The organism is Flavobacterium sangjuense (genome assembly GCF_004797125.1).
GTDB lineage: Bacteria > Bacteroidota > Bacteroidia > Flavobacteriales > Flavobacteriaceae > Flavobacterium > Flavobacterium sangjuense.
Map to the genome: position 1 here is coordinate 442,609 of NZ_CP038810.1, position 24,521 is coordinate 467,129.

The 24,521-nt window shown below is 36.3% G+C and carries 20 protein-coding genes; 7 read left to right on the top strand and 13 right to left on the bottom strand.

The features are described from left to right. The first annotated feature begins 170 nt into the window (after positions 1–170). Positions 171–1,718: an Rne/Rng family ribonuclease gene (locus GS03_RS01925; RefSeq protein WP_136150888.1), complete on the top strand. Its 1,548-nt coding sequence runs from the start codon at positions 171–173 to the stop codon at positions 1,716–1,718. 216 nt (positions 1,719–1,934) lie between these two features. Continuing rightward, on the top strand, positions 1,935–4,223 hold the full coding sequence (locus GS03_RS01930) for a DUF7619 domain-containing protein (RefSeq protein WP_136150889.1): 2,289 nt from the start codon (positions 1,935–1,937) through the stop codon (positions 4,221–4,223). Between the two features lie 81 nt (positions 4,224–4,304). On the opposite strand, the gene GS03_RS01935 is transcribed toward GS03_RS01930, so the two are convergent. After that, positions 4,305–5,057 (bottom strand): SIMPL domain-containing protein, encoded by a 753-nt coding sequence (locus GS03_RS01935; RefSeq protein WP_136150890.1) that lies wholly within the window; start codon positions 5,055–5,057, stop codon positions 4,305–4,307. Between the two features lie 50 nt (positions 5,058–5,107). After that, positions 5,108–5,551, bottom strand: coding sequence for a nucleoside deaminase (locus GS03_RS01940; protein WP_136150891.1), 444 nt, complete (start codon positions 5,549–5,551; stop codon positions 5,108–5,110). 37 nt (positions 5,552–5,588) lie between these two features. On the opposite strand from GS03_RS01940, the gene GS03_RS01945 reads away from it, so the two are divergent. Continuing rightward, positions 5,589–7,388 (top strand): 1-deoxy-D-xylulose-5-phosphate synthase, encoded by a 1,800-nt coding sequence (locus tag GS03_RS01945; RefSeq protein WP_136150892.1) that lies wholly within the window; start codon positions 5,589–5,591, stop codon positions 7,386–7,388. Here the strand turns inward: GS03_RS01945 and GS03_RS01950 are convergent. From GS03_RS01950 to GS03_RS01995, 10 genes are all read right to left on the bottom strand, one after another. Continuing rightward, positions 7,385–8,719, bottom strand: coding sequence for a deoxyguanosinetriphosphate triphosphohydrolase (locus tag GS03_RS01950; RefSeq protein ID WP_136150893.1), 1,335 nt, complete (start codon positions 8,717–8,719; stop codon positions 7,385–7,387). The genes GS03_RS01945 and GS03_RS01950 overlap by 4 nt on opposite strands. A 240-nt stretch (positions 8,720–8,959) precedes the next feature. Then, complete coding sequence (locus GS03_RS01955; RefSeq protein ID WP_136150894.1) at positions 8,960–9,412, bottom strand: GNAT family N-acetyltransferase; 453 nt, start codon at positions 9,410–9,412, stop codon at positions 8,960–8,962. Positions 9,413–9,414: 2 nt separating this feature from the next. Next, complete coding sequence (locus GS03_RS01960; RefSeq protein ID WP_136150895.1) at positions 9,415–9,903, bottom strand: RDD family protein; 489 nt, start codon at positions 9,901–9,903, stop codon at positions 9,415–9,417. A gap of 5 nt (positions 9,904–9,908) precedes the next feature. Further along, a complete protein-coding gene (locus GS03_RS01965) occupies positions 9,909–10,133 on the bottom strand; it encodes a hypothetical protein (protein WP_136150896.1) in 225 nt (74 codons plus the stop codon). A gap of 124 nt (positions 10,134–10,257) precedes the next feature. Beyond that, positions 10,258–12,678: a ribonucleoside-diphosphate reductase subunit alpha gene (locus GS03_RS01970; protein WP_136150897.1), complete on the bottom strand. Its 2,421-nt coding sequence runs from the start codon at positions 12,676–12,678 to the stop codon at positions 10,258–10,260. Between the two features lie 260 nt (positions 12,679–12,938). Continuing rightward, positions 12,939–13,916 carry a ribonucleotide-diphosphate reductase subunit beta gene (locus GS03_RS01975; protein ID WP_136150898.1) on the bottom strand — a complete coding sequence of 326 codons (978 nt, stop codon included), beginning with the start codon at positions 13,914–13,916 and terminating at the stop codon, positions 12,939–12,941. Between the two features lie 346 nt (positions 13,917–14,262). Continuing rightward, positions 14,263–14,775 (bottom strand): hypothetical protein, encoded by a 513-nt coding sequence (locus GS03_RS01980; RefSeq protein WP_136150899.1) that lies wholly within the window; start codon positions 14,773–14,775, stop codon positions 14,263–14,265. A 68-nt stretch (positions 14,776–14,843) separates the two neighbouring features. Then, the gene (locus GS03_RS01985) at positions 14,844–18,239 is read right to left on the bottom strand and encodes a hypothetical protein (RefSeq protein WP_136150900.1); all 3,396 of its coding nucleotides are present in this window, start codon (positions 18,237–18,239) and stop codon (positions 14,844–14,846) included. A 40-nt stretch (positions 18,240–18,279) separates the two neighbouring features. Further along, positions 18,280–19,533: an aspartate kinase gene (locus GS03_RS01990; RefSeq protein ID WP_136150901.1), complete on the bottom strand. Its 1,254-nt coding sequence runs from the start codon at positions 19,531–19,533 to the stop codon at positions 18,280–18,282. Next, on the bottom strand, positions 19,533–20,006 hold the full coding sequence (locus GS03_RS01995; RefSeq protein WP_136150902.1) for a GNAT family N-acetyltransferase: 474 nt from the start codon (positions 20,004–20,006) through the stop codon (positions 19,533–19,535). The genes GS03_RS01990 and GS03_RS01995 overlap by 1 nt, the downstream gene beginning before the upstream one ends. A 107-nt stretch (positions 20,007–20,113) precedes the next feature. Here GS03_RS01995 and fbp point away from each other — a divergent pair, with 107 nt between their 5' ends. Next, positions 20,114–21,121 (top strand): class 1 fructose-bisphosphatase, encoded by a 1,008-nt coding sequence (gene fbp, locus GS03_RS02000; RefSeq protein WP_136150903.1) that lies wholly within the window; start codon positions 20,114–20,116, stop codon positions 21,119–21,121. Positions 21,122–21,244: 123 nt separating this feature from the next. Here the strand turns inward: fbp and GS03_RS02005 are convergent, their stop codons facing one another. Continuing rightward, positions 21,245–21,676 (bottom strand): tellurite resistance TerB family protein, encoded by a 432-nt coding sequence (locus tag GS03_RS02005; RefSeq protein ID WP_136150904.1) that lies wholly within the window; start codon positions 21,674–21,676, stop codon positions 21,245–21,247. 149 nt (positions 21,677–21,825) lie between these two features. Here GS03_RS02005 and GS03_RS02010 point away from each other — a divergent pair, with 149 nt between their 5' ends. The 3 genes from GS03_RS02010 (at position 21,826) to GS03_RS02020 (ending at position 24,519) form a co-directional block, all read left to right on the top strand. Further along, on the top strand, positions 21,826–22,419 hold the full coding sequence (locus tag GS03_RS02010; RefSeq protein WP_136150905.1) for a HupE/UreJ family protein: 594 nt from the start codon (positions 21,826–21,828) through the stop codon (positions 22,417–22,419). 97 nt (positions 22,420–22,516) lie between these two features. Further along, a complete protein-coding gene (locus GS03_RS02015) occupies positions 22,517–22,945 on the top strand; it encodes a deoxycytidylate deaminase (protein WP_136150906.1) in 429 nt (142 codons plus the stop codon). After that, complete coding sequence (locus GS03_RS02020) at positions 22,945–24,519, top strand: S41 family peptidase (RefSeq protein ID WP_136150907.1); 1,575 nt, start codon at positions 22,945–22,947, stop codon at positions 24,517–24,519. The genes GS03_RS02015 and GS03_RS02020 overlap by 1 nt, the downstream gene beginning before the upstream one ends. Positions 24,520–24,521: the final 2 nt, after the last annotated feature.

Below are 24,521 nucleotides of genomic sequence, written 5' to 3' on the forward strand. Positions count from 1 at the left end.
TCATTGAAATTGGAATTGAAAAATTCCGCCGGGTAAAAACAATACCTGTTTAAAATGTTTAATCCATCCTTACAATTCAGTTATGAGTTATAAGTTATGAGTTATGAGTTGTAAAACTCTTGACTTCGACTTTTGATTTTTGACTAATAGTCTGGATAAAAATTTACAAAGTGAATAAAGAACTAATCATTAGATCTAGTGATGACGCTGTAGATTTTGCCTTATTAAAAGATGGAAAACTAATTGAATTACACAAAGAAAAAGAAACAAGCAACTTCCAGGTTGGCGATATTTTTATTGCCAAAATAAGGAAACCCGTTGCCGGATTAAACGCTGCTTTTGTAAATGTAGGCTATGAAAAAGACGCCTTTTTACATTATCACGATTTGGGTCCAAGTTTCGCTTCTTATTTGAAATTCATAAAACTTGTAAGCGCAGGTAAACTAAAAGATTTCTCCCTAAAAAACTTCCAGTTTGAGAAAGAAATTGACAAGGATGGTGCAGTAGCAGACATACTAAATGCCAATCAGTCAATATTAGTACAAGTAGTAAAAGAACCTATTTCTACAAAAGGTCCGAGAATAAGCTGTGAGCTTTCATTCGCGGGTCGATTTTTAGTTTTAGTGCCTTTTTCAGATCGCGTTTCTGTTTCACAAAAAATAGAATCCAAAGAAGAAAAAGACCGTCTTAAAAAACTAGTACAATCTATCAAACAAAGAGGTTTTGGTGTTATTGTGAGAACAGTAGCAGAAGGCAAAAACATCGCCGAATTAGAAAAAGACTTGCAGAACTTAATGAATAGATGGACTGCAATGAGTAAAAAATTACCAACCGCACATCATCCATCCAAAGTGTTAGGAGAGCTTAACAAAGCTTCTTCGATACTTAGAGATGTATTCAACGATACTTTTACCAGTATTCAAATTGATGATGAAGAGTTGTACCAAGAAACAAAGGACTATTTAGCCGAAATAGCTCCGGAGAAACAAAAAATTGTTAAATTTTATCAATCGAAAGACACGCCATTGTTTGAAAAATACCATATCGAAAGACAAATAAAAACCTCTTTCGGACGAACAGTATCCATGAGTAAAGGCGCTTATTTGATTATAGAACACACTGAAGCTTTACACGTTATCGACGTGAACAGCGGAAACCGTTCTAACAAAGCCAACAATCAGGAAGATACTGCTCTGGAAGTAAATATGATCGCCGCAGCAGAAATCGCAAGACAATTACGTCTTCGTGATATGGGCGGAATCATCGTAGTCGATTTTATCGACATGAAAGATCCAGACAATCGCCAAGTGTTGTTCAACTTCCTTAGAGAAGAAATGAGCGATGATAAAGCCAAACACAAAATCTTACCGCCAAGTAAATTTGGATTAGTCCAAATTACAAGACAAAGAGTAAGACCAGAAGTAAATATTGAAACAAGAGAAGAAAATCCAAATAATCTGGCAGGCGATATAGATGCGCCGATTCAAATTATAGATAAAATTGGTTTCTCTCTTGAAAAAATTATCAAAGGCCATAAAAAAGTAACACTTAATGTGCATCCTTTTGTGGCAGCATACCTTAAAAAAGGTTTTCCATCATTACGTTCAAAATGGTTTTTTGAACATAAAAAGTGGGTGAAAATCATACCTCGTGACGCTTACACGTATTTGGAATATCATTTCTTTGATGAAAAAGGAAAAGAGATTTCAGAAAAATAAAAAAAACCGCCTCTCGTAAGACTGGCGGTTTTTTTGTGATTTTTTTCGAAGCTATTCCGGCTTTCCACTGCAATCTTTTTGTCCAAAAACAAAAAGGATTTTCGCTCCAATCCGGGCTAGGGGTTTTGACTAAACTCTGAATCTTTATAAAAATTTGAAGTAGATTTTATTTTACCTCTTTATTATATATATATATTTGACTCTCAAACTTTTCTTATGAAGAAACTATACTCTCTTTTGATTTTAGTGTTTACGGTAGTAGTTGGTAATGCGCAAATTGTGACTATACCGGATGCGAATTTTAAGGCGAAGTTGATTGATCTTGGTGTAGACTCCAATAATGACGGAAATATTCAAACGCTCGAAGCTGAAGCGATTTCAAATTTAAACTTGTTTAATTCAAATATTTCAGATTTAACCGGCATATCATCTTTTATTAATCTTCAAACTTTAAATTGTATACAGAATCAGTTAATAACACTTGAAATCAGCAACATGTATAGTCTACAAAGTTTAAGTTGTGGTTCAAATTCAATTGTTTCATTGAACTTAACAGGTTTACCGAGTCTTACTTTTTTTAGTTGTACTGACAATACCTCTTTAACCAGTCTAACAATAAATAGTATGCTTAACTTACAAACAGTAAATGCTTATAATTGTTCTCTCACATCAGTATCTATTATAAATGTCCCAAATTTAAATGATGTTTACTTATACAATAACCAGTTATCATCAATCAATATCAATAGTCCTAGTTTAATTATACTATCGTTGAACAATAACAATTTTACTAATTTTACATCCACCAATCTTCCAAATTTAAAAACACTACATATTACGAATAATCCTTTAGTTTCTTTTGATATCATCAATAAGGCTATCTTCAATAATTTTGCCTGTGATAACACTTACTTAACTGCTTTAGATTTTTATGAATTTCCTCAATTAGGTTCCTTACGGTGTGAAAATATTTCGTCACTAACTTCAATCAATATCAAAAATGGGAGAAATGAAACAACTTTTCAGTTTTCTAATTGTCCTAATCTGGAATATATTTGTGCTGATAATGGTCAAATTACTAGCATTACAAATCGAATAGCACTTTATGGCTATACCAACTGTCATGTAAATGCATACTGTAGCTTTGTTCCAGGCGGAACTTTTTATACTATTCAGGGAAATAACCGTTTTGACAGTAATAACAATGGTTGTGATGCGGATGATATTAATTATCCTAATTTAAGATTATCTTTCACAAGCGGAAGTATATTTTCTGCTTTAATACCAGATACTTCAGGAGCTTATCATTATGATGTTCAAGCTGGCACGCAGACCTTTACGCCTGTTTTGGAAAACCCAACTTATTTTACAGTTTCACCAATATCGGCAAACGTAACTTTTCCAACATCGGCAAGTCCATTTACCCAAAACTTCTGCGTTAGTGCGAATGGTACACACAATGATTTAGAGATTACATTATTTCCAATCGGTCCTGCTAGACCTGGTGCTGATGCGAAATATAAAATCATTTATAAAAATAAAGGGACAACAACTCAGAGCGGTGTTGTATCGCTTGATTACTATGACCCTATTGAAGATTTAGTCATTTCGAGTCCAAATTTTGACAGTCAGTCGACTAATACTCTAAACTGGAATTTCAGTAATTTACTCCCATTTGAGAGAAGGGAAATCTTAGTGATTTTCAATCTTAATTCACCTACTGACACCCCACCTGTAAATGCAGGAAATGGAATCGGGTATACTGCTACCATTACCGGAGCTACCGATGAAACTCCTAATGATAATACCTCATTCCTAGATCAAACGGTAGTGAATTCTTTAGACCCGAATGACAAGACTTGTATAGAAGGTGCCTGGCTCCCTTATTATGAAGTTGGAAAGTATTTACATTACATTATCCGTTTTGAAAATTCAGGAACGGCTAATGCTGAGAATATTGTCGTCAAAGATATAATCGACACCTCAAAACTAGACATCGGTACTTTAATTCCTTTGAGTGGCAGCCATCGTTTCGAAACTAAAATTTCATCAACAAACAAGGTTGAATTTATCTTCCAAAATATTAATCTGCCTTTTGATGATGCTAACAATGACGGTTATATTGCATTCAAAATCAAATCACTACCAGCAGTCGTGAGTGGAGATCTAATCATTAATTCAGCAAACATTTATTTTGATTATAATGCCCCAATTACAACAAATACAAATACCATAAATATTTACAATCCATTGTCAACTCCTGATTTTGAATTTAGCAGTGTTTATACTCTTGCTCCAATTCCAGCCAAAAACTATTTAACTCTTACAACCAAACAAAAAGTTGTAATAACTTCAGTAAATATTTATAACACCCTTGGCCAATTAGTTCAAGTAATCACCAACCCAACGGAAACATTTGATATTTCAAATTTAAAAACAGGAAGCTACTTTATTAAGATTATAAGCGATAAAGGAATAGTAAGTTCAAAATTTATTAAGGAATAATTTTCTGAAAGAAATTCGAAAAAAAACTGTCCTGTTAGTGATGACGCAGACAGTTTTTTTGTGCTTACTATTTTATACAATTTAGTCTAATTCATATTCGAGCCTTACTGTAATTCTAGCCGTCTTATTCTTACTATACGTATCGTTAATTCCACCATAGCTGTCATCTTCTGTAGAACCTTGTCCTGTAATTTGGAAAACGCCCATACTGGCTCTTTTTAATTTTCCTAAATCACCATCTGCCGTTTTTACAATTTTAGCCGCTCGTTCATTAGCGTCTTTAGTAGCTTTTTCAATCAGGCTTTGCTTTAAACTTGGCAAATCTGAAAAGGTGTACTGAATACTGTTTGATGATAATTCAATTCCCGAATTTACTAATTCAGACGTTTTGCTCGACACTTCTTCTATTCGTTTCATTAAATCGAGATTCTTTTTTGCCGAAAATGAAATCGTCTGTGTCGCTACATAACCATCAAAAACTTGCTCGTAACGCGTTTGACTATCAGCTCCTTCACTTCGCACTTCTCTAAATTTTTTCTGAAAATTTACTGCTCCAAAACTAAATTCTCCTTCCTTAAAACCTTTACTCAAAAAGAATTCTGAAACTATTTTCTGGTCAGAAACAATCTTGTTATACGCAGTTTTGATATCAAAACTAGTCGTCGTAAAACTTCCCGACCAAAGAATTTCATCCGAAACAAAATCTTTTGTCCCCAATCCAATTACACTGATTGAATCTAAATTTTTGTTTCTGTCCTGAAATGATTTTCCTAAAATCCAAGCGGTGATAATTATAGCAACACCAATAATTATCGAAGATTTAATTTTTTCCATATGGTTATTCGTTTAGTATATAACGTAAAAAAACTACTATTAGTATAAATTTATTTTCTTTTGGCAGCAAAAAACCGAAGCATTAAATCCGAACATTCCTTTGCTAAAACACCTTGAATTACCTGAGTTTTTGGATGAATAGTCGTGCCTAAATTCTGGTAACCGCGTTGGTCATCGGAAGCACCAAAAACAATTTTTGAAATCTGACTCCAATACAACGCGCCGGCGCACATTTGGCAAGGTTCCAAAGTCACATAAAGTGTGCATCCTTTTAGGTATTTCCCACCGATGAAATTCGCAGCCGAAGTAATGGCCTGCATTTCGGCATGAGCCGTAACATCATTGAGCATTTCGGTAAGATTATGGGTTCTCGCTATGATTTTATTATCGATTACTATCACGGCACCAACGGGAATTTCACCTTTTTCAAAAGCGAGTTCAGCTTCCTGCAAAGCTTTCTTCATAAAGTATTCGTCGGTGAAAGGGTTTTCCATAAAACAAAAATACAATTTCAATTCGTACATTTGTCGCATGTCAAAAAAATTGCTCGAACATATTGTCAATCCAACTGATTTACGAAAATTAGACGTCTCGCAATTGCCACAACTGGCAAAAGAATTGCGTGACTTTATCATTGATATCGTTTCTGTAAAAGAAGGCCATCTTGGCGCATCGCTTGGTGTTGTCGAATTGACGATTGCATTGCATTATGTTTTTGACACGCCAAATGATTTGCTCGTTTGGGATGTTGGTCATCAGGCATACGGACATAAAATCTTAACCGAGCGCAGAAAAAAGTTTGACACCAACAGACAGCTTGGAGGAATTTCGGGATTTCCGAAACGCAGCGAAAGTGTTTATGATACTTTCGGAGTTGGACATTCTTCTACCGCTATTTCGGCTGCATTGGGAATGGCGATTGCGTCACAGCTCAAAGGCGAAAATAAACATCATATTGCGGTCGTTGGTGATGCATCTATTGCGAGCGGAATGGCGTTTGAAGGTTTGAATCATGCCGGTGTTACCGATGCTAATTTGTTAATCATTTTAAATGATAACGCTATCGGAATTGACCCAAGTGTTGGTGCGTTGAAAAACTATCTGACGGCTGTAAAAGACGGAAAAAATCCAAAACAAAACAATATAATTAAGTCGTTGAATATTGATTATTCAGGACCAATTGACGGTCATGATGTTAATGGTTTGATTGCGGAATTAGAGCGTTTGAAAAAAGTAAAAGGCCCAAAGTTTCTCCACATAGTTACCACTAAAGGTAAAGGGTTGCAACAAGCAGAAGCTGATCAGGTGAAATACCACGCGCCGGGAAAATTTGACGCGGCGACTGGTGAAATTCATAAAAAATCAGAAGAGAATTTACCTCCGAAATTTCAGGATGTTTTTGGTTTGACTTTGGTCGAATTGGCTAAAAATAATCCAAAGATTATTGGTATTACACCAGCGATGCCTAGCGGAAGTTCGATGAAATTTATGATGGACGCTTTCCCGAAAAGAGCTATTGACGTTGGTATTGCCGAGCAACATGCAGTAACACTTTCTGCTGGAATGGCAACGCAGGGAATGGTTGTTTTCTGTAACATTTATTCGACGTTTTTGCAGCGTGCGTTTGACCAAGTGATACACGATGTAGCATTACAAAACTTACCGGTAATTTTCTGTTTGGACAGAGCCGGATTAGTTGGAGAAGATGGTGCAACACATCACGGTGTTTTTGATTTGGCGTATTTACGCTGTATTCCGAATATGATTATTTATGCACCAAAAGATGAAACGGAATTACAGAATATTTTATACACAGCTTCCTTAGGATTGAAAAATCCAATTGCGATTCGTTACCCGCGTGGTAGAGGAAAAAATGCGGATTGGAAATTTCCTTCAGATTTCCAGAAAATCGATATCGGGAAATCCAAAAAACTCAAAAAAGGTAAAAATGTAGCCATTCTTTCTACGGGAACTATAGCCGATAATGTAACCCAGGCGTTAAACGGCATTGAAGATGATGGCCATTTTGCGCACTATCATTTTGGCTTCGTAAAACCTTTAGACGAAAAGAAACTCCACAAAATCTGTGATAAATTTTCGACCATTATTACGGTTGAAGATGGCGTAACTACCGGTGGTTTTGGAAGTGCGGTTTTAGAATTTTCGGCTAAAAATGATTACGTAAACGAAATCTTCCTTTGCGGTGTTCCCGATTATTTTATTGAGCATGGAACCGTTGATGAACTACAGCAATTTTGCAATATCGATGTGGATGGATTGCGTTCGCTTTTCTCAGGTTTGCTTGAGGAAGAAGAGCAAGATGAAGATTAAGCCGTTACAATTTTATTATACAGCACCGCTTTCCCATCAGTCAACATTGAGATAAAGTGACAGATATGAAGCAATCTGTCATACAAGGTTTCCTTTTCCAAATGATGTTTTTCAGGCAGGATTTTTAATAATAACTTATCGTAATTCGTAGCTTTCCCTTCGTGATTATTGTTGTAAGCTGTGATGAATTTGTCTAATAAATTATTGATGATTTGGTAACCCGAAAGTTCTTTTTCGATGACTTCCCGACTTTGATAAATGTTCTTAACGCTCAACTTGATGATGTCATCCATCTGCGCTTTGTACTTACTTTTATCGGTCAACGCAAAATGGAATTGTCCTTTTAGAATTGCTTCTTCGTTTTCAATAAAAACTCTTACTGCATCATTGATTAGGTTACCAATAGCCAAGGCACGTAGATAACTAATTCGGTCTTCTTTGGTTGTTAAGGTTTGGTATTTGGAAGTATCAATCGTGTCTTTTACCAATTTGATTAAATATTCCAACGCAAAATCTTCGGAAACCAAACCGAGATTTATTCCGTCTTCAAAGTCGATAATCGTATAGCAAATATCATCCGCTGCTTCGACTAAAAAAGCCAAAGGATGACGCTCAAAGCCAATGTCGTTTCCGGTTTTATTCGGAATCATTCCCAATTCGGTAGCAACTTCTTTAAAGAAATCCTTGTCCGATTGGAAGAAACCATATTTTTTGTCTGAGATGTTCTTTGTTGGTTTTTTCGGCAGACTTTCTTTTGGATATTTCATAAACGCTCCCAAAACCGCATAGGTCAAACGCAGGCTTCCTTCAATTCCGGGGCGCGAACTTGAAAGTACCGAAAAACCATTGGCATTACCTTCAAAATCGATTAAATCCTGCCATTGTTTATCGGTTAGTTGGTTTTTATATTGTTGTCCTTTCCCGATAGAAAAATATTCCCCAATTGCTTTTTCACCTGAATGCCCGAATGGTGGATTTCCAATATCGTGTGCTAACGAAGCCGCTGCTACGATCGCTCCAAAATCGTTCATATGATAACCATGGATTTCCTGCAGATGCGGATATTTCTCAAGGATTTTTTTCCCCACCAATCTTCCGATGGAACGCCCAACAACGGAAACTTCCAAACTATGCGTCAATCGCGTGTGTACAAAATCGGTTTTAGAAAGCGGAATTACCTGGGTTTTATCCTGTAAACTTCGAAAAGCTGACGAGAAAATAATACGGTCATAATCGACTTCAAAGCCGAGACGCGTGTCATCTTGCTCAATTCTCAGTCTTTTGCTGGTATCGCCTTGGCGTTTTAAAGATAAAAGTTGTTCCCAGGTCATAGTTTTGATATTGATTTTTGGGGATTAATATAAAAATATAAAGTAACAAATCACCCAAACAGATATAAAGAAAACTCCTGGGTAGACCACCGTTTGCATATTCTTTTTTAAATCTTTTTTAATAAAAGCTAGATACAGCACATACAACACAAAAATTATGGTCATAAAAAAAGGTAAAATAAGTCTCATACTACAACGTTTAAATTTGTTTTACTTAATTTTTATTACACGAATATACAGTTATTTTAAATCTTTCCTCATACAAACGCTATTCGCTACACCAACATATTGCCCAAAGTTTTCAGTGATTTGATACCCTAATTTTTGATACAATCCGATCGCATCCACCTGCATAAATCCGGTTTCGAGGATTGCTGCAGTATAGTTTTCTTCTTTTGCCCAAGCTTCCAATTCGGTTAAAATGGCTTTCGCGATTCCTTTTCCACGACATTCCGGTAAAGTGTACATGCGTTTGATTTCGGCGACTTTTGGTTCAAATTCTTTATACGCTCCAATGCCAACAGCTTTATCATTTTCATAGCAAATGACTGCATTTTTGAGCAAACTAGTCTTATTAAACTGCGCGTAAAAAGCATAATCTTCGCCATCGAGAACTGCCAGATACGAATCCAATTGGTCGACTAAATTGCCAAAATCTGCATTGTCGGAAGTGGTTCTTTGAATCGTAATCATAATTATTTTAAAGCATAAAACTGTTTCTTTCTTTCGGCTAATAAATCCTTATTGACCACATAGGTTTTTGAAATGCTGTCGTGCCAACCACGAGCCGGCATTCCCAAAAAAGAAAGCATTTCAAACGGAATCAATCGGCATAGCGAACGCACTAAAATCCTTTCGTGATTTGGTTTTTCTCCATTTTCATCCACCACTATCGTCTGCGTTATAAATTTGCCAATTGTTCTTGCGGTAAAAATCTCAAAAACATTGTAATAAAAAAGCGTAACACAGGTAGCAAAAGTATATTGGGCAATATCATTTTTTACAAAATTAGCCATGAAATCTTTATTCCCATTCGCTTGCGCAATCGTTCCGGCAATTACAAAAGCAATAATGTACAGGAATATCTGCCCAACGTAGTCCATTAATAAATTTAGAAAACGCTCTCTGTGTGAGGCTAAAATATCATCAGTTACGATGAATTGTTTTTTGTTGTTTTCTTCCATAATGGCTATTCCTTTTGGTTTGCCAAAAAGAAGTTTCTTGATTTTTTTGGGTATTGGTTATAGCTTTTATCACTCGGATTGGCAATCACCGTTTTGATGTTGATTTCGTCACCAATTTTAAAACTGGCTTCGGTATATTTATAATCCAAAAGGTATTCGCCGCAAAAATAATTGCCGTCTTTGTCCTTTTCGATGATTCCTGTATAAACTCCTTTTTTTTCTTTTGACATGGTTTTATTTTTTTAGCCCTCTCGTCATGCAGACGAGACAGGAAATAGATCCTAAATTTAATAAAAAACAGCCATCAATGACAGCTGTTTTTCTTTATTCTTTGTTCTTTATTCTATTCTCTTTTTAAGACCCACACATTTCGCAATCATCCGGACCAGCGTTTCTTGCCTGTTCTATCATTGCTTTGAAATCTTCGGCGGTCATTTCTCCTGTTTCATTCGGAGCTACTACTTCAACTGCTACCGGTTCTGCAACTTGTGCTGTTGGTTCTGCTTTTTTATCGTTGTTCAAAGTGAACTTGATAGCATCAACCGCTGCTTTGGTTCTCAAATAGTACATTCCGGTTTTCAAGCCACTTTGCCATGCGTAGAAATGCATCGATGTAAGTTTCGCGTAATTCGCATCCTGCATGAACAAGTTTAGCGATTGCGATTGATCAATGAAATAACCTCTGTGACGCGACATATCGATAATGTCTTTCATAGACATTTCCCAAACGGTTTTGTACAAATCTTTCAAGTCTTGTGGAATATCCAAATCCTGAACCGAACCGTTGTTACGCATCAATTGTTGTTTCAAATCTTCGGTCCAAAGTCCGCGTTTTACTAAATCTTCCAGTAAATGTTTGTTCACTACGATGAATTCTCCAGACAATACACGACGTGTGTAAATGTTTGAAGTGTATGGTTCGAATGCTTCGTTGTTTCCTAAAATTTGTGATGTCGAAGCGGTTGGCATTGGCGCTACCAATAATGAGTTTCTCACACCATGTTTCATCACGTCTTTTCTCAATGCTGCCCAATCCCAACGACCTGAAAGTTCCTCGTCTTTGATATTCCAAAGATTGTGTTGGAATTCTCCTTGTGAAATTGGCGAACCTTTGAAAGTAGAATACGGTCCTTCTACTTTAGCTTCTTCCATCGATGCAGTAACTGCTGCGAAGTATAAGGTTTCAAAAATTTCCTGATTTAATTTCTTCGCTTCATCGCTGGTGAAAGGCATTCTCAACAAAATGAAAGCATCAGCCAATCCTTGTACACCCAATCCAACCGGACGGTGACGCATGTTTGAGTTTTCCGCTTCCGGAACCGGATAGTAATTTCTGTCGATTACCCTGTTTAAGTTTCTGGTTACACGTTTTGTTACGTTGAATAACAATTGGTGGTTGAATTCTCCGTTTTCAACAAACATTGGTAACGAAATCGAAGCCAAATTACAAACTGCAATTTCATCTGCAGCAGTGTATTCCATGATTTCGGTACAAAGGTTTGACGAACGGATAGTTCCCAAATTCTTTTGATTCGATTTACGGTTTGCTGCATCTTTGTACAACATGTATGGTGTTCCGGTTTCGATTTGTGATTCGAGGATTTTTTCCCAAAGTTCACGAGCCTTAACTGTTTTTCTTCCTTTGTTTTGTGCTTCATAAGAAGTGTATAATGCTTCAAATTCTTCTCCGTAAACATCACATAATCCCGGACACTCATTCGGACACATTAAGGTCCAATGCGTATCTTCCTGTACGCGTTTCATGAATAAATCGGATGTCCACATCGCGAAGAATAAATCTCTTGCACGCATTTCTTCTTTTCCGGTATTCTTTTTCAAATCCAAAAATTCGAAAATATCAGCATGCCAAGTCTCTAAATAAATAGCAAAACTTCCTTTACGTTTTCCTCCGCCTTGATCTACATAACGTGCCGTGTCATTGAACACTCTCAACATCGGAACAATTCCGTTTGAAGTTCCGTTAGTCCCACGAATATAAGAACCCGTTGCACGAACATTGTGGATTGACAATCCAATTCCACCTGCCGATTGCGATATTTTTGCGGTTTGTTTTAGCGTATCGTAAATTCCGTCGATGCTGTCGTCTTTCATGGTCAACAAGAAGCAAGAAGACATTTGTGGTTTTGGCGTTCCGGCGTTGAACAACGTTGGCGTGGCATGCGTAAAGAATTTTTTCGACATTAAATCGTAGGTTTCAATTACGGATTCCATATCGTTTAAGTGAATTCCAACAGCCACACGCATCAACATATGTTGTGGACGCTCTACGATTTTTCCGTTGATTTTCAACAAATACGAACGCTCTAAAGTTTTGAAACCAAAGTAATCGTAGTTGAAATCACGGTTATAAATAATGTGAGAATTTAGAAATTCAGCATTTGCCTGAATAGCTTCGTGCACCTCATCAGAAAGTAATGGTGCTTTTTGGTTTGTTCTTGGATTTACATAAAAGTACATTTCTTTCATGGTTTCCGAGAAGGATTTATTGGTGTTTTTATGCAAGTTAGAAATCGCAATACGCGCTGCTAATTGTGCATAATCCGGATGTGCAATAGTCATGGAAGCGGCAGTTTCTGCTGCTAGGTTGTCAAGTTCTGATGTTGTAACTCCGTCATACAATCCTTCGATTACTCTCATGGTCACTTTTACAGCGTCGACCAAATCGTTCAATCCGTAACATAATTTTTTAATTCTGTCCGTGATTTTGTCGAACATTACCGGCTCTTTGTGACCGTCTCTCTTTACTACATACATAAGCTTGTCAGTTTTGTGAAAACAGGAATCCCTTCACTGCTTTCGGGGTTATTTGTTAAGGTTTTGTTTTGTACTGATTTATGAAAAAGTTCAGTTTCTTTTTTAGGAGCTGTTTCCAGCTTTCCGTTTCAATCTTTTTACTTGTTCTCGATACTTTGCTCCGCAAAACTCGAACTGACGTAAAAAGGATTTCCACTGCAATCTGGGCTAGATACTCTTATTATCGTTACTTTAGTCCAACGCGCCTTCTGGCTCCTTCGCTAAAAATCAGCGTCGAAACTAATTTTTCCTGATTCTGAATCGGTGTTCATTACACCTGCTTTTTGGTATTCGGCAACTCGTTTTTCGAAGAAATTGGTTTTTCCCTGCAACGAAATCATGTCCATAAAATCGAACGGATTGGTTGAGTTATACACTCTTTTGCAACCCAATTCTACCAATAATCTATCGGCAACGAATTCTAAATATTGTGTCATTAACGTAGCGTTCATCCCAATCAAACTCACAGGAAGCGACTCGGTAATAAACTCACGCTCGATGTCTAACGCATCGGTAATGATTTCTGTAATTCTGGTTTTAGAAACTTTGTGAACCAAATGGTGGTTGTGCAAATGCACCGCAAAATCGCAGTGAACACCTTCGTCACGTGAAATTAATTCATTTGAGAAAGTTAAGCCCGGCATTAAACCACGTTTTTTCAACCAGTAAATTGAGCAAAATGCACCTGAGAAAAAGATTCCTTCCACAGCTGCAAAAGCGATTAATCTTTCGGCAAACGAATCAGAACCAATCCATTTTAAAGCCCAATCTGCTTTCTTTCTAATTGCCGGAAACACTTCCAATGCATTGAAAAGTTGTGCTTTTTCGGCTTCATCTTTTACATAGGTGTCAATCAAAAGCGAATAGGTTTCGCTGTGGATGTTTTCCATCATGATTTGGAAACCGTAGAAAAACTTAGCTTCCGGATATTGTACTTCGTTAACAAAATTCTCTGCTAAATTTTCATTTACGATTCCGTCTGAAGCCGCGAAAAAAGCCAAAATATGTTTAACGAAATATTTTTCATCAGCATTTAATTTGTTGTTCCAATCGGACAAATCCTGGTGCAAATCGATTTCTTCTGCAGTCCAGAAACTGGCTTCCATTTTTTTATACCAATCCCATATATCGTGATGTTTTATTGGGAAAATCACGAAACGGTTTTTGTTTTCTTGTAAAATTGGTTCTATGCTAGCCATTTTGAATTTGTCTTTTTATTATTTTGAGGTAATTTTTATTGAAATCTGTCTGTTACAAAGATTATCAAATGAAACGTAAAAAGAAAGTCAAACTTATTCACAATACGCTCTAGTTTTTAACATTTTTAACATTTAGCTGTTTATAATGCGTTTTTTATATTTTATTGATTTACAGTTAATTAAAAAATATAAATTTTTCAAAAAGCCCTAAAACAAAGACAATTACGAATTTTCTGATAGTAAAATTTTAACATTTCAGACATTCTGAAAATGCAATTTTTTGGTTCAAAAAAAGAGCGGTTTTCCAGTAGAAAAACCGCTCTTCGAAAAGTGTTTACATTATTTCTTATTTATCATCCGAAATATAGGTTTTATTACCATTAGAGTTGATGTAATATCTTCCTCCTCTTGGCCCAGTGTACACTTTTTTACCTTTATACATTCCGGTTACTTTATCCGGAGTCTTTGGTGCTTTTTCGTTAGACGCTCTTTCTTTAACTTCTTTCTTAACTTTTGCTTCTGCTTTATTAGTAGCTGCTTTTGCTTTTCCTTCTGCAGAATTTTTTTGACCGCTTACTGAAGCACTGTTGTCTTTGGCTCCTTTATAACGTTTGTCTATTGTCCCGTCTTTTTTAAGTTTAGGTGCATCTTTTGCTGCATCTTTAAAACGCTTGTCCGGCGTACCGTCTTTTTTTAGTTTAGGCGCTTTTTCTTTAGCTTCAGCCGCTTCTTTTTTTGCTTTTGTTGTCTCTTTAACTGCCTTTTCTGTTTTAGCTTTAGCTTTCTTTACACTTGTTTCCTGAGCATTCGTATTGGCTATAAAAATCAAAAGGAAACACAATAAAAATAATTTTTTCATGACATTTTGTTTATTGGATTATATGGATAAAATTAAGAAAAAAATAAATGCTATCACATTCAAAAGTGTTAAAAATACGCTCTTAATTGTATATTTCCTGTGTGAATAGTTTGGCTGGTTTCTGTTTTTCTGCCTTGATAGTTAATATTGACATCTAAAAACTGTGTTAGGTTTTTTTGAAGCAACAATCGCCACGTCATATTTTTCCCAGGCTGCAATCCTTCCAGCATTTGAAATGCCACAGCGGATTGCGCATCGCCTTCAAATTTGTTTTGGTACAAAGAAAATTCTCCATTCATCGTAACCTTCTTTTCACTGGCATATGAAAACGAAGTTCCGAAACGGTTTTGCAATAATTTTTCGGAATTGCCTATCTGATTTTCTTTGCTTTGGTATTCATAAAAAATATCCCAGCTCGCATTTTTATTAAACAAATAAGAAATCTTAGGATTGATTTGATAACCATCGACTTTATAATTTTTACTGCTGTAATTCTCAGAAGTTAAAGCCGATTCAGACGTTTCAGTTCCGAAAGTAAACAACCATGTTTTTTGAACTAAATGGGCATATTGCAATTGATGTGTGGTGCTTTCATTTTCCTGTGAACCGACAGAAAGTAGATTTTTTATTCGATTAGTTATAAATGTATAGGTTACAGAATGTTTTTGTTTTCCGCGATTGTAAAACAAACTATTCCTAAAACTGGTGTTCAATCCCAATAAATCTTGGTCTGAAGTTGAAAACGGATTTAAATCGAAATTATCTCCATTTCTTTGAATTTTTCTTTCAATTAAGAAAGAGGTTTGGTTATAAAAATTTGATAATCCCTTTAGGAAGCCTGTTTTATTTTGCCACTGACTCATATTTAAAGTCACCGCTTGCGAAAATTTATTCTGATGGGTTTTGACAAAAATCTGATTTGGCAAAAACACACGAACATATTTCGCCTGATCCGGAAAAGCCGCAATTTCAAACTCTTCCAATTCCTGAATGCTGTTGCCGTTGTAGTCAATCCAGGTGTAAACACCTTGTCCTGGTTCGACTTCTAAATAAGTGAATTCCTGTTGCGCAATCGTTCCTGAAGTGGTTTCATACGCCGTTGTAACAAGCATCAATTGGTTAAAATATTTGTCGTTATACAACATTCTGGAATTCAGTGAAGGCTCATTTTTTCTCGCAGTATCAACATATTTCAGGTTTCTGTAATTGACAAACAAAGACAAATCGCTTTTCTTGGTTTGCAATAATTTTGATTTCAAATAATACGATTGTGAAGTATTTACTCTTTGCAGAAAGCCATTTTGCAAACTATCATTCACACGTTGCAAATAACCCAATTCTACAAAAACTTTGGTACTGTCACCACGACCAACAAAAGCACCGTATTCCGTAAAGCGCTGACTCAAGGATGACAATTGTTGGGTTGCTACTATTTTCTCTTTGTTGTTTTCAAACCGCAAACTACTGCCAATCCAATTCTTTTTAAAATTATAGCGAACCTGAGATTGGTTTCGAATAAAGGTTGAATTGGAATAGGTTCCATCGCTATTCAGGTAACTGCTGTTTTGAAGAATATTCCAGTTGTTGAGTTTGAAAAATCCATTAATGATATGTCGATTTCCCGAAAAGCTTTTGGAGAAATCCAGCTTTTCAAACTGATAGGTTAACTTTCCTTTTTCGGGCAAAGTAAAATCCAAGCCGTTAATCAACAAACTCTGATTGCCTTCCAACGTGGTTAAATTCCAATCGCGGTTGAACTCAATATTAAACAAACGCTCTATAGTTTTGAAATTTTCCTGTACATATTGGTAATTCCCAAAAGCATCAATCTGCCATTTTTTGGAAAACAACCGTTGCTTGAAATTCAGTTTTCCGGCAACACCTTTATTATTGTTATCATCAAGCGCCGAATACAAATTCAAATCGTTATTGCTCAAACCAACTTCAAAATCAACCGTTGTTTTTTCACTCGGATTATATTTTCCTAAAACGGTCGCAATCTGAATTTTGGTTGGTGCCACCAATCGCGTTATCGGTTCATAATTTCCCTGCGGAATGCCTGCAATTGGTTCAACATATTGGTAAATTTTGCCAATCGCTGATGAATTTGTCAAAATATAATTCCCAAGATTATTGCCAACCAACGTAAACCTTACATTGTATAATTCATCTGCCGGATTGTTTGAATATTCAAAAGCTTCACCGCCGGTAACCGTTATTTTTTTGTACAGAATTTTATTTTCTGAATACGAATCCAAATAAGCTGACGGTGCATTCATCAGATTAATGTTATCTCCGGCGTTACTCAAAATTGCCACTTGCTCCGTGCTTAAATTTTGCTGCAACGGTTGATTTTTTACATCACTTTCAGAATACAAATAACCGCCCAGGCTCCATTTCTTTGCCTCGTGATTAACGCCGCCATACGTCACAAAGCGCGTATAATTTCTATCCGAATATTGATATTCTATAACAATCCGCATCTCGGAAGTTATTGGAAACAATGAGGTAAACGTGATTTCCCCAGCGTTATAATCGATAATATAATCATTGTTTTCGCCACGTTTTTTTAAAATTCCGTTGACATAAACCCGTTCCGAACCCGAAATCACCAATACATACAATTCACCATTGTTGCCCCGCAATTTATAAGGGCCTTGATTTCCTTCCTGACCAGTGAATGCGCTTTTGGCATATTGCCCACGAACCAATGCTGCCGAAGCAAAAATTTCAGTCTTATTTTCTTCGCCGCCAAAGGTGAAACGCGTAGAAAGTCCTTGCACTTTTTTGTTAAAATTCAGAAAACGCGATTGCCTGTTTTCGAGAAATAAATCGCCGGCACGAATGTTCCATTTATCGGTAAATAATTCAATGAAGATTTGGTCAAATTCATCCAATTTCTGTGAATACCCATTATCCTGAAGTGGAATGTTGCTATCCTGAATAGATGCGCGAAGTGAAACTTTATCCGAAATTTTTCCTGTAATCTGTAAATCGAGATTGGAAGTTACGGATGCATTTTGGTTGTTCCCAATCGTAACACCGCGCGTGATGCTTCCGGAAGTGTTTAGTCCGTCAAACGGCACAAACTTTTTAACCGAACGGTTGACTTTGTACAAACCACCATCGTTAGCAACAACTCTGTCCTGATCGTAAATGCTGTAGGTTTTGGTTAATTGCTCGGGATATTTGAAGTAGCGAACTGTCAAACTATCTTGAAAAGTGTAACCGTTTTTAAAAACCAGCTTTCCTTTTTTGAAATCGATTTTATAAAAACTGGTATCAATTTCTTTTCCTTCTGAAGTTTGTAATTTGAAGAAACTTGGACTGATGCTTACTTTTTCAATTTCGATGGTATCGTTTGAAACGGCTACTTTTTTACTGTTGTATAAGGTCTTGATTTCCTGAGCCGAAAGCTTGGAAAAGCCTATGATGACCAACAATAAAAAAAGTTTTTTTAACATACATAGTATAAACGTAAAAAAGCTGTTTTGAGTATAAAATTTACTCCTTCGTCACAATCTGCATTGTCTCTCTTGAGATTTGTTTTAGCAAAACGGTTTTCCCTTTTTCGACCATTTCTGCTGCTTCTTTGTTAAAGTGACGAATGGTATATAAGGATACGTTTTCGTTATAAGATACTTTGAATTTTTTGGACAAAATAGCTTTCAGTTCGTTGAAGTTACCAAATTTATCTTCCACACTTACTGAAAAACTAATCGCAGAGTTCTGAATCAAACTCACTTTCATTTTGTATTGGTGAAATAAGGCGAAAATTTCGCTGATGTTTTCTTCCATAATAAAAGAGAAATCGATAGACGATAACGAAATCAACAATTGGTCTCTTTTAACGATATAACATGGTGCTTGTGGCTCTAAATCTTTCCCTTTGGAAACACTTGTTCCCGGTAATAATGGATTGATAAATGATTTTACATGCAATGGGATTTCTTTTTTCTGTAGCGGTTGTAATGTTTTCGGGTGAATAACGGTTGCGCCATAAAACGCCAACTCAATCGCTTCACGATACGAAATTTGGTTTAACAAAATTGCATTTTCAAAAACCCTCGGATCGGCATTCATTACTCCCGGAACGTCTTTCCAAATGGTTACACTTTCGGCATTTAAGCAATAAGCAAAAATAGCTGCCGTATAATCAGAACCTTCACGGCCAAGTGTTGTCGTGAAATTATTTTCATCAGAACCTAAAAATCCTTGGGTAATATTGAGTGCTTTTTTCTTTACTCCTTTCGAAATGAGTTGCTGTGTTTTTTCCCAATTCACTTCTGCATCACGATACGTAGCATCGGTTTTGATGAAATTTCTAACGTCAATCCAGTTGTTTTTTAAACCCGCATGATTGAAATAATGGCTTACAATCGTGGTCGAAACAATTTCTCCAAAACTCACGACCTGGTCATACACAAAATTATAATTCGGTGATTTATTGCTTCGGATAAAATATTCCAAATCGGCAAAATGACTGTTCACTGCATAAAAAACATCGTGCTCTTCGTCATCGAATAAATCTAATAAAATTTGGTTGTGGTACTTTCGGACATCCTGCAAAGAAGAATTCAGTTCACCTGATTTTTCAAAATAATGCTTGATTACCAATTCTAATGCGTTCGTGGTTTTTCCCATTGCGGAAATTACCAAAAGTGTGTCTTCGTGACCTACTTTTTCCAATACACTAAATACATTTTTTATTCCATCAGCATCTTTTACCGATGCACCACCAAATTTAAAAATTCTCATTATAACTTACTTAAAAATTCATTTATTCCGTTTTCGTCCATTTGCGCTACGCGCCAATCTTCCAATATTTTTGCTCCTGATTTGATATAGAAATCTATCGCTGGTGTATTCCAATCCAAAACTGCCCATTCAATGCGTCTAACCTTGTCAATTTTTCCCTGCTCTATGATTTTGGAATACAATTCAAATCCTACACCGGCTCCACGCATATCTTCTTTTACGATCAAATCTTCGAGATGAATCGTTTTCCCTTTCCAGGTCGAGTAACGGTAATAATAAAGTGCAATTCCAACAATACGTCCATTAACCTCGGCAACGAAAGTATGAAACAAAGGATAGTCACCAAAACCATCGCGCTCCAAATCGGCAACAGTTACCACAACAGCATCTGGTTCTTTTTCGAAAGTGGCCAATTCCTGAATCAAATCAAGAACCGCTTTCATATCTTTTTTTTCTCCTTTTCGGATGTTCATTTGGCTCAAATTTTGGACAAAAATACAATTATTAATTTCTTCTCGAAATAGATTTTTTCTTTGCCAAATTTATCGATATTTGCATAAACAACCTCAACGGTTCCAATATGGAAGAACGCAACAAAACCTTAGGTGAATTTATCATCGAAAAACAAGAAGAATTCAAATATTCTTCGGGAGAATTATCGCGAATTATCAATTCCATTCGATTAGCTGCCAAAGTAGTAAGCTACAAAGTAAACAAAGCCGGTTTGGTTGATATTGTTGGCGCGGCCGGAGAACAAAATGTTCAGGGAGAAGACCAACAAAAACTGGATGTTTATGCCAATGAGGTTTTTATCCAAACTTTAATCAATCGTGAGATTGTTTGCGGAATTGCTTCCGAAGAAAACGATGATTTCATAACCGTTGAAGGTTCGGACAACAGTCACAGCAATAAATATGTTGTTTTAATGGATCCTCTTGATGGTTCGTCAAATATTGATGTAAACGTTTCTGTAGGAACTATTTTTTCAGTGTATAGACGCGTTACTCCAATTGGTACACCGGTAAAGACAGAAGATTTTTTACAACCTGGCACGCAACAAGTTGCTGCCGGTTATGTAATTTATGGCACTTCAACCATGTTAGTTTACACAACGGGACATGGCGTTAATGGTTTTACGTTGAATCCGGCCATTGGAACTTTTTATTTGTCTCACCCGAATATGCAGTTTTCAAAAGACGGAAACATTTATTCTATCAACGAAGGAAACTATGTGCATTTTCCGCAAGGCGTAAAAGATTATATCAAATATTGCCAATTGGAAGAAGATGACAGACCTTATACTTCGCGTTATATTGGAAGTTTGGTTTCCGACATTCACAGAAATATGATTAAAGGCGGAATATATATTTATCCAACAAGTTCCAAAGCACCAAAAGGGAAATTGCGTTTATTATACGAATGCAATCCAATGGCATTTATTGCAGAACAAGCAGGCGGAAAAGCTTCTGACGGTTTTGGAAGAATTATGGAAATCCAACCAACAGAGTTACACCAACGTGTTCCATTCTTCTGCGGAAGTTTTAATATGGTAAAAAAAGCCGAAGAATTTATGGCAAAACATAGTTAGAGAAAAGAAGAAAGAGGCAAGAGCAAAGAAAAAAGGCAGGAGTAATTAAACTTCTGCCTTTTTATATTATGTGAAATCTTGCAGCGCAGCGATCTTATTTCTTGCAGCGCAGCGGTCTTTCTCCTATTTATTCATATGCGTCATTTCGTAAACAAACGTATCTAAATCTACATGCAGTAACAACAATGACATCGCTTTGTCAACAATAAAAGGAACGTTACCCGGAGTAAATCCTAATGCCAAGGCAAACTTGGTTAAAACTTCTTTTTGTTTTGGCCCAAGAACGTGGTCAACATAAACCATTCTTGACAAATCATACAAACGCTCTAAACGTTGTGAATGTAAATAAGGCGGATTGATTGGGTATTTCGAAGGGTTTTCTAAAATCTCTTCATATTCAGCTGCCGAAATTTCTAAGCGAACAGCCAGTTTATCCAAGAATGCTTTTTCTTCTTTGCTCAAATCTCCATCGGCAATGGCTACACGCACAATGGCTGAAAAATGAGCTTTATTTCTACTTTTAAATTCGCTATCAAATAAATCTGAAAATGACATAATTTTATTGGTTTTAAGATGCAAATATAATTCAATTTAACCTTTTTAGGAAATGCAAATCAAAAATGTTTTTCATCGATTTTAGGGTTTATTTTTTATAGCAAAACAAAATAAATTGTAAGTTTACCATACCAAACAACCTAAATGCTATGTCTGATTTCTGGATTTACTTCTCTATGGGATTAAAACATATGTGGAATATTCATGCCTACATTGATGTTTTATTTCTTTTAGTCCTCACGGTTCCTTACGAATTCAAATCATGGAAAAGAATTCTGATTCTTGTCTCACTATTTACTGCCGGACACACTTTGGCACTCATGCTTTCCGTTTTTAATGTAATAACGATTAAAGTCAATATTGTCTCTTTTATAATTCCGATAATTATTCTTATAGCTGCTTTATACAACATACTTTCTTCGGGAAAATTCGGCAAAAAAGACAGCATTACGTTTATTGCCATTGTCACCTCATTATTTGGTCTCATTCACGGCTTAGGATTTGCCAATTATTTCAACAGCCATATTTCCGGTAAACCAACCGATAAATTATTACCGCTTTTTGAATCGTCACTTGGCTTTGGCGTGTCACAAATCATCGTGATTCTTGTGGCTTTGCTACTCGCTTATGTGGTTCAAACTTTACTCAAACTCTCAAAACGCGACTGGATTTTAATCGTTTCGGCCTTTGTAGCCGGTGTCGTAATCCCAATGATTATCAGAAGTGAAATTTGGGTTAAATAATTGTTTATAAGCGAAAGGTTTGGGTATATTTGCTATCCATTTTCCTGTCTCGTCGGCACGACGAGAGGCTAAATGAAAAACCATTTTACTTTTTGTAATGAAAGAAAAAAAACAACTCAAATACGATATTGCTTACTTAAGAATTGCTTCCGAATGGAGTAAACTTTCCTATTGCAAACGCAAGCAGGTTGGTGCTATAATTGTGCGCGACCGAATGATTATTTCTGATGGTTACAACGGAACACCAACAGGTTTTGAAAATTGCTGTGAAGACGAAGAAGGGTTGACTAAGTGGTTTGTGCTTCATGCCGAAGCCAATGCTATTTCTAAAGTAGCGCGTTCAACACAAACTTGTGAAAATGCTACCTTATACATTACGCTTTCACCCTGCAAAGAATGCAGCAAACTTATTCATCAATCGGGAATAAAACGTGTAGTATTTCAATATGGTTACCGTGATACAACCGGTTTAGAATTTTTGGAAAAAGCAGGTGTTGTTGTCAATCAAATTGAAGATTTAGGATAATGAAATCAAAGGAGAAATATTTACCAATACTATTATTTGCCTGTGTTGCCTTGGGCATTGTCATTGGTGGTATGCTAAATTTTCCGCAACGAACACTTTCAAAACAAAATGCCCGAAAAGTCAAGCTTGAACGTCTGATGGACTTTATCAATGAAGAATATGTTGATGATGTCAATTCGGATTCCATTGTCGAGATGACGGTAAACAGCATTTTGGCAAATCTTGATCCGCATTCGGTTTATCTTCCGCCAAGCGAACAATCGTCGGAAGCCGAAATCATGAAAGGTGATTTTGTTGGCATTGGTGTTAATTTTTATATGTTTAATGATACGGTTACTGTGGTTAGACCTTTAGAAAATGGTCCGGCTGCAAAAGCGGGAATCCTTTCCGGAGACCGAATTCTATACGCAGATAAAAGCAAACTTTTTGGACGAAAATTACCAACCGACAGCTTGTACAACAAACTAAAAGGTGAAGAAGGTTCAAAAGTTTTACTGACAATTTTCAGAAAAAGCACCAACAAAAAACTAAAGCTTATAGTTGAACGCGAAGTCGTTCCGATAAAAAGTGTCGACACCTATTTGATGCTCAATAAAACTTCGGGCTATATTAAAATAAATCGTTTTGCTGAGAATACTCATGACGAATTCAGAACCGGATTAGAGCAATTGAAAAAACAAGGAATGACCACTTTAGTCATTGACCTACGCGACAATGGCGGCGGTTATTTGGAAAAAGCCGTTGAAGTTGCCGACGAGTTATTAAAAGATAAAGAGCTTGTCGTTTTTACCAAAAACAGAAAAGGAACGGTCGATAAAACGTATGCTACTGAAGAAGGTATTTTTGAAACCGGAAAAGTCTTTGTGCTAATTGATGAAAACTCCGCTTCGGCAAGCGAAATTCTGGCTGGTGCAATTCAGGATAATGATAGAGGAACCATCGTAGGTCGCCGTTCATTCGGAAAAGGATTGGTGCAACGCGAAATGGGTTTTGAAGACGGTTCGGCTGTTCGTTTGACGACTTCAAGATATTACACACCAAGTGGACGATCTATTCAAAAACCTTATACAAAAGGCGAAGGCGAAAAATACAGCCACGATGCCGAAACTCGTTTTGCAAGCGGTGAACTTTATGAAAAAGATAAAATGAAAATCGCGGATTCTCTGAAATTTAAAACCAAAAAAGGTCGAATCGTTTATGGCGGTGGCGGAATTGTTCCCGATATTTTCGTGCCTCTTGAAGTAAAAAAAGGAGAAGAAAATTTGGCTTATATTTTAAATTCAGGAGTTGTGGGACATTTTGTTTTTGAGCAATTGGACAAAAACCGAAACGCATTTAAAGGATTGAAATTCGAACAATTTTTAACCAAAATGCAAAATGATTACAGCTATGTTCCAAAACTGGAAAGCTATCTCAAAGACGCTGGTTTGGACATGAAATTGGACAGCAATAAAACGTTGGTCAAAAAATATATCTCTGCTGAATTTGCCCGACAGTTATTTGGAGAAAGCCAATACTACCATATCATTCTCAAAGATGATACAATGCTGAATGTGGTTTTGACAAGAGCGTAGCG